This window comes from Cognatiyoonia sediminum, assembly GCF_900129845.1.
In the GTDB taxonomy this organism is placed as follows: Bacteria; Pseudomonadota; Alphaproteobacteria; order Rhodobacterales; family Rhodobacteraceae; genus Cognatiyoonia; species Cognatiyoonia sediminum.
In genome coordinates, this window is record NZ_FQXB01000001.1 from 1 (window position 1) to 11,712 (window position 11,712).

The following is an 11,712-nucleotide window of genomic DNA, read 5'->3' on the forward strand; positions in this document are numbered from 1 at the left end:
GGCCCTGGAACTTCGATTGCTCAAAAAAAGCATGATCGCGGATGGGGAGCTCGAAGAATGAGATACCCGGCATCCGAGAAGCTGGAGATCATCCGTCTCGTTGAAGGCTCGCACCTTCCAACCAAGCGCACACTGGACAAGCTGGGGGTTCCCAGAACCACCTTTTATCGCTGGTATGATCGGTATTTGGCTGGCGGCCCCAAGGCGCTTGAGGATCGCAGCCCTAGGCCATCCCGGGTCTGGAACCGTATTCCCGAACCGGTGCGCAAGAAGGTCAAAGACCTTGCCTTGGCGGAAAGCGATCTGTCGCCGCGTGAGCTGGCTGTGCGTTTCACTGACACAGAAAAGTATTTTGTGTCAGAGGCTTCCGTCTATCGCATTCTCAAGTCCTACGACCTGATCACCAGTCCGGCCCATGTCGTTCTGTCCGCTGCTGATGAGTTCAAGGACAAGACCACGCGTCCCAACGAGCTCTGGCAGACGGGCTTCACGTACCTGAAGGTCATCGGCTGGGGCTGGTTCTATCTCTCAACAATTCTCGATGATTACAGCCGATACATTATCGCCTGGAAGCTCTGCACGACGATGAAGACCGAAGATGTGACCGACACCCTCGACTTAGCGATGCAGGCATCGGGGTGTGACCAGGCAACGGTGCTGCACAAACCGCGCCTGCTCTCGGACAACGGATCGAGTTACATCTCTGGTGAACTGGCTGATTGGCTTGAAGATCAGAAGATGGATCACATCCGTGGCGCACCGTATCACCCGCAAACCCAAGGCAAGATCGAGCGATGGCACCAGACTCTGAAGAACCGGATCCTCTTGGAAAATTACTACCTGCCAGGCGACCTACGACAGCAGATCGACGCCTTCGTCGATCACTATAACCATCGTCGTTACCACGAGAGCCTGCAAAACCTTACGCCTGCTGATGTCTACTTCGGGCGAGGCCAGACCATCCTAAAACAACGAGAAAGGATCAAACGAAAGACCATCGAAACGCGACGCTTGCTTCACAGCAAATCCGCCGCATAATTAAACCAACGAGATGAGCCTGACCCTCTCTTAGCTCAAGCGCCCATCTGTTCCAAAATCCCTGACGACGGACACAACCACGCTTTCTTCTTCTGACCAAGCACCGGCACCTCCAATTTCTCACAGGTCCAGTTGGCCTTTTGTGCTATTAGAGACTTTTCTACAGAGCAAAGCGCTCGCTCAGATCATTGAAAGGAGCATTGGGATGGAAAAGCAGGTATTTGGCTGCACGTGCTGCAACGGATTTTATAGCGAATTTCTAAAGCACAGCTTTGAAGGGTCGCAGTTCGACAGCGATGGAAGGCGAAAAGGCGGTTGGTCGTGTAGCGGGGCGGCGGAATGGCTGGCTTTGCAGAACGATGATCTGCCGACTGGTCATGTGGCTGAGGCAATTTGGGGTTCTGATGAAGCGCCTGAAGCCACGACGACAACCACAGTTTTTCTGAATGGCACAGTTCTGACGGTTGATGCTGAGTTCTCCCAAGCAGAGGCAATCGCAATTCAGAACGAAAAGATCTTGGCGGTTGGTACGGAGGCCGATGTGCGCGCTGCCGCCAGTGAGGAGGCCACCATTATTGATCTGGACGGCAAAGTTCTTTTGCCTGGCTTCGTGGAGGCGCATACTCATGTGGTTGCGGGTTCGATCGTGGACGCGCTGATGGAATATGTCGGCATGGCGCGCTTTCAATCGACCGCGGAAGTCTTGGACCTTATCGCCAAACGCGCAGAAGCCGCGCATCCGGGCCAATGGCTGACGTTTCGAAATTTTGATCCCGCTGTTCAGGACGGCCCAAAAGAACTGACTTTTGCGGAGCTTGATGCGATCCCTACTGAGAACCCGATTATGATCCTGAATGCTTCGGGGCATTTAGCTTACGCCAATAGCGCTGCCTTCGCGATGGCGGGGATTGATGACAGCGTCGAAGATCCGCCGGGCGGGGAATACGGGCGTGATCAATTTGGGCGCTTGAACGGTGTCATGCGCAACAACGTTTCTTTCACGCCTGTCGCAAACGCCAATCCTGCAATGGCGGAAGTTGATCCCGTGAATGGCTTGATTGCGCTCCTGTCGAAATGGAGTGCGGTTGGTCTCACGACGGTCTCAGAGCTCGCACTTGGGGGTCTTACACAATCGCCCAAGGATGCCGAAGTGATGCTCGGCGCTGCCGCGACGGGTCAGCTAACGGCGCGCATTCGGGGGTATGCCTTCTACACTGTGGGCACTGAGGCTTGGGACGCAGCCGGCGTTGTGCCGGGCACGGGAAATGCTATTGCGCGGGTGGCGGGCTACAAACTGGTCGCGGATGGCTCCAATCAGGGCTTCACCGGTCTACAGCGCGAACCCTATTTGAACACTGATGACTATGGCATGGCCTATATGAGCCCAGAAGAACTTACGGCGACGGCAATCGACCGCGCGTCAAAGGGTTGGCAAATCGCGGTTCATGGGAACGGGGATGCCGCAATCGACAACATTTTGGATGCCTGCGACGCGATGCAAGAGGCGGGGATCGATTTGGAGCAAGTTCGCATCCGGATTGAGCATTGTTCGATTCTGCATGATGAACAGGTTGCGCGCATGAAAGACCTCAAAGTGTCGGCGAGTTTCCTGATCGGACATGTCTACTATTGGGGCGTGGCGATGCGCGACATCGTTTTTGGGGAAGAGAAAGCCCAACTCCTTGATCGCTGCAAAAGTGCGGAGGAGGCTGGGATCGGGTTTTCGCTTCACTCTGACTTCATGGTCACGGATCCCGTCCCGTTGCATATGATGGAAATCGCGGTCACGCGTCGCACGTGGAAAGAGCCTGACTATGTCCTTGCCCCGACAGAGCGGGTGTCGATCGAAAGTGCGATACGTGCGATGACCTATGAAGCGGCGTGGCAGCTCAACTCCGAGCATGAGATCGGGTCATTGGAAGTTGGGAAGTTTGCGGATCTGGTTATCTTGGACGCTGACCCCCGCACCGTCGAACCAGATCAGATCAAATCCATCAAGGTGCTAGAGACCTGGATGAATGGACGTCAAGTCTATGCAGCTTGAGTCACTGTTTGGCTCAATGAAGTTATTGAATTATTTAGAAAGTTCGCATCCATAGGAACGTTACCGTTTGCGAATTAACCTATAGTTGTGCCATACCTTTAAATGTTCAGAATGGCTCCGAACGTGGTGATCGTATCTCTCTTCTGTGCCTCATAGACTGATCGAACAGTACGAACCCTGGGAGCGAGGCTGCTGAGTGCGCGTTGCGAGCTATAACATCCGAAAAGCCGTCGGTCTGGATTGGCGCCGCGATCCTGAGAGGATAGTCGATGTCCTGGCAGAGATCGATGCGGATGTCGTCGTTTTGCAAGAGGCAGATAAGCGAATTGGCGGTCGGCAAGGTGTTCTGCCGTTAGAGCAGGTTGAGCGGGATCTTGGGATGATCTTGTGCGAAACCTCTGTCCGACCACTTAGTCACGGTTGGCATGGGAACGCCATTTTCGCGAAGCGAGCACTTTCCGACTATACGACAGATCGCATTGATGTTCCGTCAATTGAACCCAGAGGCGCTGTCGCCGCACATTTTCATAAGCCCAACGTGGAAGTTTTGGGCGTACATCTTGGGCTAACAGCTGGTACGCGCCAGCTTCAGATGGCGACGTTAAATGATGTTCTCAAAACGAGAAAACACCCCGTTTTGATTGCGGGGGACTTCAATGAATGGAATAGAAAGCTCTTGCAGTTTCCAAACGCGGCTTCCATCGTGTTTCCGGGTCTAAGCTTTCATGCCGCTCGGCCAGTGTCAGCCTTAGACCTTTTTGTAATGACCAAAGGACTACGCGCCATCTCCAGCCGAGTGCATTTTTCAGAACTCGCCAGACGCGCATCAGATCACCTGCCGATCGTGATCGACCTAGAAATAACAGGGGACAATCCATGACGGCGCTTATTCTGCTTTCTTTGCATATCTTGATATTGGTGACCTTTACGACCCGAATTCTTCTTAGGGACGACCTGTCGCCACAAGCACGATTGGCATGGTTCGTTGTGCTGATGGTTTTGCCATATACTGGTTTTCTCATCTACTTTCTGTTTGGCGAAATTGATCTTGGAAACAAAGCCAATACCCGACATGAAATGACATTTGGCCTCATCCGAGAGCGCGCAGGCTCTCTTATGGGCGCGCCAGAGAACACCGACCGCATGATCGACCTGACATATAGGCCTGCGTTCCGATATGCGGCCTCGATCAATGGCTTCCATCCTGTTGATGGGAATAAAGCTGAATTGATGGCAGATGCTGCCGAAACCACCGCCCGTTTGATCGCCGATATTGATGCGGCTGAGAACTATGTTCACGTGCTCTATTATATTTGGCTGGACGACACGACGGGTGTGGATGTCGCTCAGGCGCTGATCCGTGCGACGAAGCGTGGCGTTGTGTGCCGCGCTATGGCAGATGGGCTTGGTTCAAGGGCGTTTATCAAATCTCCGCATTGGCAGGCCATGAAAGACGCAGGCGTGAAAATGGCCGTTGCGTTGCCGCTGGATCAGCCGGTACGCGCTCTTTTGACCAGTCGGATCGACCTGCGGAACCACCGCAAAATTACGGTAATCGATAGCAAAGTTACCTATTGTGGCAGCAGCAACTGCGCTGATCCTGAATTTCGCGTTAAGCCAAAATATGCGCCTTGGATCGACATTATGCTTCGGTTTGAAGGGCCAATCGTTGCGCAGAATGAGTTGTTGTTCTTGAGTGATTGGTTTCAAGCCACCGACGAAAACCTTGATGATTTCATGCTGACGGCGACGTCCATCGAAGGTGGCTTCCCCGCCCAGATCATGGGCGACGGCCCGACAGAGCGAAAAGGGGCCACGCCGCAACTCTTTGCAAACCTCATTGCCTGTGCACGGCGTGAAATCACGCTTACGACGCCCTATTTTGTGCCGGATGCCACGGTGCTTGAGGCGCTTTGCTCTGCGGCACACCGAGGTGTGGATGTGACACTTGTTTTCCCGAAGAACAACGACAGTTGGATCGTGGCGGCGGCGAGTAGGAGCTATTACCGTAAATTGCTTCAAGCCGGCTGTCATATCTTTGAGTACAAGCCGGGCTTGCTGCATGCGAAGACCCTGACCGTTGATGACAAGGTCTCTCTGATTGGGTCATCCAATCTGGATATTCGCAGCTTTGATCTGAACTACGAAAACAATCTCATGCTTCAGGACGATGAGGTGACAGGCGGTATCTGCGACAGACAAATGGCCTACATTGAGGACTCGGACCCGTTGTATCTACAGGATGTTCTGGATTGGCCATACCGCAAGCGTATCTGGAACAACGTCATCGCAACGATCGGGCCCATCCTATAGCCTAAAGAGAAGCGCCTCGGAGTGTTTCTGCTCCGAAGCGCTCATTGATTTTTTGCGAAAGCAGCGCTTCTTGGAATCGCTGCAAACAATATTTCGTTGACCCTAGGCCGCTGCTTCGTCTTCTCCGCGACCCAAGAACATCATCGCTACACCGCTGGAGATCAGCTCAACTGAGAGCAGGATACCAAGCAAGCTGACGGCGGATGCTGGGTAGTTAGCGAGGATCATGAACGCCAAGATGACGGAGATGATGCCTGACAGGAGCATCGGCCAGAACATGGGCGTACCGCGCATGCCGAAAGACATAAAGAATTTCACGAGGCCGCTCGCCCCGAACAGAATGCCGATGACAAATGTAAGCGCTAGAACGCCAGCAAGCGGATTGCTCAAAAGCGAAATACCGACGAACACATTGACGACAACAAGCAGAAGCGCCCAGATACGTTGACCCCAAGTGTCAACTTTGAAGATCGCGACCACTTGAATTACGGCTGCGATGAGGAACATCCAGCCGAGCATCAGCTCAACTGCGATGGTTGCCCGGAATGGATTCAGCAAGGCGATGATACCAAAGACAATCATCAGCACACCGATAGCTGGCCAGACTATGGATGGTTTCATGGATTTTCTCCTTAATTATTGTCGATCGCCGATCCACATGTTCGCGCGACCAAAACTCCATGGGGCGACCCTATCACAGCTTTGTGAGGTCACGACAACAACTTATTATTGAAATTCAGATACTTGGCAAGTTTTCAGGGTAGTGTGATTTATTTGTTAGGTTGAATAGTAGGGGTATCGCTCGCGTTAATCGCGAACACTCGTTCGCAATTTTTAGCGTGCGGCAATCGTCGAACCCTAAATCTGTGAAAAAATTCCGAATTTAGTCATCGTCAAAAGGAACGAGAGACCAGCGGTTTTCGCTGATTTGTTTCAAATTTGGTCGATCCGCCGCACCCAAGCTTTGCGTTAACAGCAAGTTCAAATCAGTGCCGACTTCATCTGAATAGAGGTGATACAAGTGTCCGCTGGGGGAACTGTTGTCTAAATCGTCGGTCTCAATGATCTCGACGCCTTCCAGAAGGGCAACATCATTGCCGCTTTCGCCAAGGCGTTCATACCCATGCAGTTGCCGAGACAAACCTAATGGGCGGTCATTTGGTGCTGTGTAGATTGTTATCCGATTTGCGAGCCCGATGACGCGGGGCAGCAATTTTCGGAAAATCTCAAAATCAATATCGGGGGCAAGAAGGACAACGTTGTCGGCCTGAACTTGCGGGTCCAAGTTCGACAGGTGGTACAATGACAAGAACAGTCCGCGCGTTCCAAGGCTGTGACCGACTAGGTTGTACTGGTCTTCGCCAAACTCTTCCTGCATCTCCAGAATTGTCTCAGCGAGATCTGGGACACTCCAATACATGTCCACCTCATCCCGAGCGTAGTTCAGTAGATTGCCGTCCGACGGCCAACTGAACCACATAAATGCGCCTTCGGTCGCTGTGTTCTGTGTGAACGATGCGGCGCGTCGGCACCCTTTTTCAAAACCGATGAAGAAGCCGTGAACATAGAGATTGGGCGCCCGTCCGTTGGCTGTATCTTTGAGTTCGGCCCACAGTGCGTCGCGAGGGACTTCTTCGATCGCTTCGACGCTTAGGATCTCTTCTGGAATCCGGATTGGTGAGATTTCGGCAGCAGTCGAAAGAAAATCAAAACCCCGAATGTCCACAAGACACCGACCCGAACTCATTTCGCTGCGGTCTTGGCCATAATAGTCGTCGAGGTCATCAGAGCCTGTCCGGTCCCTTAGTGTGATGTAAGGAATAACAACGTCAGCTTGGGTTGTTTGTGCCGACGGTTGGGACGGAACGATTGAAACCGCGATAGAAACGAAACAAGAAAAGGCTAGGACGCCGAACCAATTGGCGACGAAAATTCTCAAAGGCAATGCAGTCATAAAATGATGGGCTCCCGCACTCATAAGTAGAATATTGTGTTGATGAATCGTGGCATTATTGAAAAATCTACATCGGACTCGCAAAAAAAGTCATGCGAATTCTATCAGCTACGCTTAGAGTTGTGATTAATACGAATGAAAACACACTTGTCGAAGTCTTTGGTGCAGATCGCATCGCTGGGCGGCAGGGGAGGGACACTTGCTAAAATTTCTCAAAAATCTGCTGATTATCATTATCTTGTTTGTCGGCGCTTCATTCATTTTTCAGGTTATCTTTCCGGTTCCAAGCAATGAAGGCCGCGAAAACTCGACCTACATCGCCGCATCAACTGACACGCAGATGGGTGAATTGATCCTTGGCATGGCCGAGGAAAACCCTGGAACATCAGGCGTTCTTCCTCTCCTTGGGGGGCCAAGCGCTTTTGCTGCTCGGGTCGCCATGGCGCGCGCCGCTGAACAGAGCATCGACGCGCGGTATTATATTTGGCAGCGGGATATCACTGGTATCCTATTGCTCGATGAACTTAAGAAGGCAGCGGATCGCGGGGTGCGGGTCAGGTTCCTTTTGGATGACAACGGCATTCCTGATCTCGATCCAGAGTTTGCGGAGTTGGACGCCCACCCCAATATCGAAGTGCGCGTTTTTAACCCATTTGTCCTCAGATCGCCTCGCGTTCTTACCTACATCTTCGATTTCCTTCGGATCAATCGTCGTATGCACAATAAGTCGATGACATTTGATGGCGTCGCGACAATCGTGGGTGGCCGCAATATCGGCGATATCTACTTCGACCGAAATGAAGAAGTGAACTACTTCGATTTCGACGTCGCTGTGATCGGTGATGGTGCACGCGACGTTGATGAAGATTTCGATCTTTATTGGGCAAGCGAATCCGCGGTGCCGTTCAGCGAGTTGAGCGATCCTGATGATCCAGCGACGGATACGTTGGCAGCGACCTATGCAGAAATCGAAAATGATCCAGCGACGGATACATACCTTCAGGCCATCGAAGAGTCGTTGATCATTCCGAACCTGAACAATAATGCCGAAGTCTTTGAGTGGGTCGAGGTCGCTTTGGTCAGTGATGATCCGGCCAAGGCGCTGGGCGCGATGGACCCTTCCGGCTACATGGCAGTCCGCCTCTACGAAATTCTTCCGACACCGCAATCAGAAATAGATCTGATTTCCGCCTACTTCATTCCTGGTGATTTCCTAACGGATCGCCTGACCGGATGGGCTCAAGATGGATTGCTCGTTCGGACATTGACGAATGCGCAAGAGGCAACCGACGTGTTGCCGGTGCATGGCGGCTATATCGGGTATCGCGAGGCGCTTGTCGAAGGTGGCGTCAAAGTCTTTGAGCTTAAGACCGCGCAAGAACTACGATCCTTGACGGAACAGTTCGGACTGACCGGCGAAAGCCGTTCAAGTCTGCACGCCAAGACCTTTATTATCGATAGGGAACATATCTTTGTTGGGTCTTACAACTTCGACCCTCGGTCTGCCCGTTTGAACACCGAAATGGGGTTCTTGGTTGCCAGCCCGTCGATATCGACGCTGGTCGTCGAAGGATTGGATGAGAATATCGCAAACCGAGCCTATGAGGTTGTGTTCGCGGAAAACGGTGATCTTGAATGGATCGACGCAGGTGCGGAAGGCGGACCAAAGGTTTGGGATACGGAACCCAATACCACTTGGTTTAGCCGCTTCCTTGCATCTTTCATCGGTATCTTGCCAATTGAATGGATGTTGTGACGGCCTCACTTCAAACGCAATAACTAAAAAGGCCCGCTTTTCGCTGCGGGCCTTTTTAGTTTTGACCACGACGGTGCTAGTGATTGGCCCGATAGTAGTCCCAAGCGTCGTAGGTTTTTGCTTCCAAAACCACACAAAGTCCGCGTTGCGCGCCAGACACATCCGTCACGATTTGATAGGCGCCACCTTGTTCGACGCAGAAGACAGCAGCAGGATTGGACAAGCGCTGTACCGTGGTTTCCAATACTTGGCTCTGACGGAAATAGTCCCAAGCATCGACATGTGTTCCGTCCGATTGGACGCAAATACCTGTCGCACCGTTCGCACCTTGGACAATTTCATATGAACCACCGTTCTCGATGCAGTAGGTTGCCGCAGGGTTAGGAGACAGCTGCTGTGCGCTTGCTGTACCGGCGGCAAAAGTGAGACCGGCTATGGCTAGGGTGAGTTGTTTCAATGTCGTTGCTCCACTGCTGCGGCTGAGAATTCGCCATTAACTGGGATGATCTGTATGTCATCACCGATGAGGTCGAGATCATCCAAAACGACCATCTGCAGGTTAGGGTTGCCGTACACTCTAAAGTAGATGCGGCGATCTCGTAAATCCGTCACGCTCGTCCACTGCGTGTACTGCGGCATCGTGCGCCCGTCGATGTGTACATATTCTTTGAAACCTAGAGGGAGGTCGAAGTGGTGTAGGAGGTTCAAAACATGTTGAACGCCTTCCGTACTATCTGCCATTGGCAAGGCGTTCTGACTAAATACTGCGGCCCTCACAAACCGAGCAGCGGAGGTGAAAATACCAGGGTAGTCAGCCTTTTTGCCGACATCTAACCCAGACGCGCCTTCTGCCTCAGAGTCTCAAGGGAGCGGAGGTGTTTGATCGATGGGTAAACTGGTGAACAGTTTAAGGTTTTGTTGGTGCCAACTGAATTCAGGTTGGTTCGTGATTGTTCCAGGCGGATTGTCGAAAATGTGCAGTTCGCCGTGCAGATATTCCACGACAATCGATGCACCGGTCACATCGTTGATTGCAAAATGTATGAGGGGTTCAAATTCCCAACCTTCAGTTGCTGGGGAAGGGACAGAGTCTACAACGAGGGTATCTTTAAGTAGTGTTTTGGCGTGTTCAACTGAGCTTGCCTTGCCAAGCAACAAACTTGGAAGCTGCCAACTCGAGATGGTCTCCGTCAGACGCTCAGGATCAGGGTCCTGAAAACGGGCTTTCTCAAAAGGCATAAAGAAGAACACGCCAACCTGAAGACCCGCGTCATTTACACCTTCGGTTGGGGAGAGAAACTTTGATGGGCTTGCGGAGACAAAGCTATGATCTGCTGTCCAGTCCATTCCGTCATAGCCATCTTTGGTGTGCCCTTTGTAGGCTTTGCCATCGGGCGAGGCGATAAGTTGGAATTCCAGCACATCCGAACCAAATTCCATCGTGCGGCCAAAAATAGGCGCGCCATCTTCAGTGATCAAACTAAGACCTGTGCACATAAAATCGTTCCTCCAAAACCTACTCAACCATACCGAATGAAGTAGTGTGAAAAATCCATGCGGCCGAGTGTAAGGCACGTTTGGCAAGAATGATGGTTGGCGTTCTCAATTCTTTGGCTACACAAAAAGTGTAACCGCATTCCATCATTTTGCAACTTTGGATTGATTGGGGTCCATGCCCATCACTCAAACAGAACTATCGGGATAAAAATGGAGGCGAGTACCGGAATCGAACCGGTGTACACGGATTTGCAATCCGCTGCGTCACCACTCCGCCAACTCGCCAGCCGTGTGGTTGTTGCCGGATATACTAAGGCTCAAACCCGCGCAAGAGATCGAATGCGCAGATTTACTGCTTCGGGCATTGCTGAGCGCTGGAGGCTATGGCATTGGTAGCGAGACCGAAAGCTGAACAGAAGAGTTTAGATTGTGATCGATTTTGCTCAACGCCGTACGATGATGGTGGACACTCAAGTCAGACCGTCTGATGTCACAAAATTCCCAATCATCGACGCTATGCTCGACACCCCGCGCGAAGCCTTTGTGCCCGAAGCACTACGGGAAGCTGCATATATTGGCGAGAACCTCGATCTCGGTGGTGGACGGACGTTGTTGGAGCCGCGGACTCTTGCCAAAATGATTGATGCCTTGGCGATTGAGCCGACAGACATTGTCTTGGATGTGGCTTGTGGCTTGGGGTATTCGACCGCAATCGCAGCGCAGTTAGCCGATTTCGCGGTTGGTGTGGAAAGTGACGAGACCCGCGCGTCCGAGGCGCAGTCAATCCTCTCTGAACTCGGCATCGACAATGCCGCGATTATCGCTGGCGATCTGACCGCTGGGGCGGCAAAATCTGGCCCATACGACATTATCATGATCCAAGGTGCGGTTGAGGCCGTAAGCGCTGAGATAAGCGATCAACTCAAAGAGGGTGGCAAGATCGCTGCGATCTTTGCTGAAGGTGTGCTAGGGGTTGTCAGAATCGGTCATAAGCAGGACGGTGAAGTGACCTGGCGCTTTGCATTTAATGCATCTGCGCCACTTCTGGCCGAATTCGACAAGACAGACGGCTTCGTGCTCTAACATTAAGACTTTTGTGACCTATCTGAT

The 11,712-nt window shown here is 52.2% G+C and carries 9 protein-coding genes, 1 tRNA gene and 1 pseudogene; 6 read left to right on the forward strand and 5 right to left on the reverse strand.

From position 1 onward, the window contains the following. The 4 genes from BUA85_RS00005 to cls form a co-directional block, all read left to right on the forward strand. Nucleotides 1–1,038: IS3 family transposase (locus BUA85_RS00005; RefSeq protein WP_110559039.1), on the forward strand; the 1,038-nt coding region annotated here is incomplete at its 5' end. 205 nt (nt 1,039–1,243) lie between these two features. Then, nucleotides 1,244–3,082, forward strand: a complete 1,839-nt coding sequence (locus BUA85_RS00010; RefSeq protein WP_072898319.1) for an amidohydrolase — start codon at nt 1,244–1,246, stop codon at nt 3,080–3,082. 196 nt (nt 3,083–3,278) lie between these two features. After that, nucleotides 3,279–3,962: an endonuclease/exonuclease/phosphatase family protein gene (locus BUA85_RS00015; protein WP_072898320.1), complete on the forward strand. Its 684-nt coding sequence runs from the start codon at nt 3,279–3,281 to the stop codon at nt 3,960–3,962. After that, the gene (gene cls, locus BUA85_RS00020; protein ID WP_072898321.1) at nt 3,959–5,395 is read left to right on the forward strand and encodes a cardiolipin synthase; all 1,437 of its coding nucleotides are present in this window, start codon (nt 3,959–3,961) and stop codon (nt 5,393–5,395) included. Before BUA85_RS00015 ends, cls begins: the two co-directional genes overlap by 4 nt. Nucleotides 5,396–5,497: 102 nt before the next feature. Here the strand turns inward: cls and BUA85_RS00025 are convergent, their stop codons facing one another. Both BUA85_RS00025 and BUA85_RS00030 read right to left on the reverse strand, forming a co-directional pair. Next, nucleotides 5,498–6,016 (reverse strand): HdeD family acid-resistance protein, encoded by a 519-nt coding sequence (locus BUA85_RS00025; RefSeq protein WP_072898322.1) that lies wholly within the window; start codon nt 6,014–6,016, stop codon nt 5,498–5,500. A 262-nt stretch (nt 6,017–6,278) separates the two neighbouring features. Continuing rightward, on the reverse strand, nt 6,279–7,349 hold the full coding sequence (locus BUA85_RS00030; RefSeq protein ID WP_072898323.1) for an alpha/beta hydrolase: 1,071 nt from the start codon (nt 7,347–7,349) through the stop codon (nt 6,279–6,281). A 199-nt stretch (nt 7,350–7,548) separates the two neighbouring features. On the opposite strand from BUA85_RS00030, the gene BUA85_RS00035 reads away from it, so the two are divergent. Then, nucleotides 7,549–9,105: a phospholipase D family protein gene (locus tag BUA85_RS00035; protein ID WP_072898324.1), complete on the forward strand. Its 1,557-nt coding sequence runs from the start codon at nt 7,549–7,551 to the stop codon at nt 9,103–9,105. Nucleotides 9,106–9,181: 76 nt separating this feature from the next. Here BUA85_RS00035 and BUA85_RS00040 read toward each other — a convergent pair whose 3' ends face one another. The 3 genes and pseudogenes from BUA85_RS00040 to BUA85_RS00050 form a co-directional block, all read right to left on the reverse strand. After that, nucleotides 9,182–9,562 (reverse strand): DUF333 domain-containing protein, encoded by a 381-nt coding sequence (locus tag BUA85_RS00040; RefSeq protein WP_072898325.1) that lies wholly within the window; start codon nt 9,560–9,562, stop codon nt 9,182–9,184. Beyond that, a pseudogene (locus BUA85_RS16875) lies at nt 9,559–10,602 on the reverse strand (linear amide C-N hydrolase). The gene BUA85_RS00040 and the pseudogene BUA85_RS16875 overlap by 4 nt, the downstream one beginning before the upstream one ends. Before the next feature lie 211 nt (nt 10,603–10,813). Further along, a tRNA-Cys gene (locus BUA85_RS00050) sits at nt 10,814–10,887 on the reverse strand. A 144-nt stretch (nt 10,888–11,031) separates the two neighbouring features. On the opposite strand from BUA85_RS00050, the gene BUA85_RS00055 reads away from it, so the two are divergent. Further along, nucleotides 11,032–11,685 (forward strand): protein-L-isoaspartate O-methyltransferase family protein, encoded by a 654-nt coding sequence (locus BUA85_RS00055; RefSeq protein WP_072898327.1) that lies wholly within the window; start codon nt 11,032–11,034, stop codon nt 11,683–11,685. The last annotated feature ends 27 nt before the right edge of the window (nt 11,686–11,712 follow it).

Coding starts and splice junctions, on each gene's coding strand:
- BUA85_RS00010 (WP_072898319.1), top strand. CDS start 1,244: ATGGAAAAGCAGGTATTTGGCTGCACGTGCTGCAACGGATTTTATAGC.
- cls (WP_072898321.1), top strand. CDS start 3,959: ATGACGGCGCTTATTCTGCTTTCTTTGCATATCTTGATATTGGTGACC.
- BUA85_RS00025 (WP_072898322.1), bottom strand. CDS start 6,016: ATGAAACCATCCATAGTCTGGCCAGCTATCGGTGTGCTGATGATTGTC.
- BUA85_RS00030 (WP_072898323.1), bottom strand. CDS start 7,349: ATGACTGCATTGCCTTTGAGAATTTTCGTCGCCAATTGGTTCGGCGTC.